1 protein-coding gene is annotated in these 261 nt (G+C 38.7%); it reads right to left on the bottom strand.

The annotated features are described in order from the left end of the window. Nucleotides 1-261 (bottom strand): transposase (locus LI114_RS13955; RefSeq protein WP_227221162.1); only part of this gene is annotated, 261 nt, incomplete at both ends.

Genomic DNA, 261 nt, shown 5'->3' with positions numbered 1-261 from the left:
CCCATGATTTTATGATGTTGGGATATTTCTTGTCCCACTTTTCACGAAACTCTTCTTTAGCGTATTCAGCGTCGTCAAGATTGACTGCGCCATAGATTTTCTTAAGGTCTGCACACACTGCTTTTCTGTCCTTGTAAGGCACGAATTTACAGCTGTTTCTTATCTGATGAACAATGCAAAGCTGATTTTTTGTCTTTGGAAATATGGCATTTATTGCATCACAAAGTCCTGTCAGATTATCGTGACAAGCGATGAAAATGT

Source organism: Ruminococcus sp. 210702-SL.1.03, from assembly GCF_020559915.1.
Classification (GTDB): Bacteria; Bacillota; Clostridia; order Oscillospirales; family Ruminococcaceae; genus YE71.
Note: the sequence above shows the minus strand (reverse complement) of the source record. Positions and strands in the feature narration are given on the sequence as shown.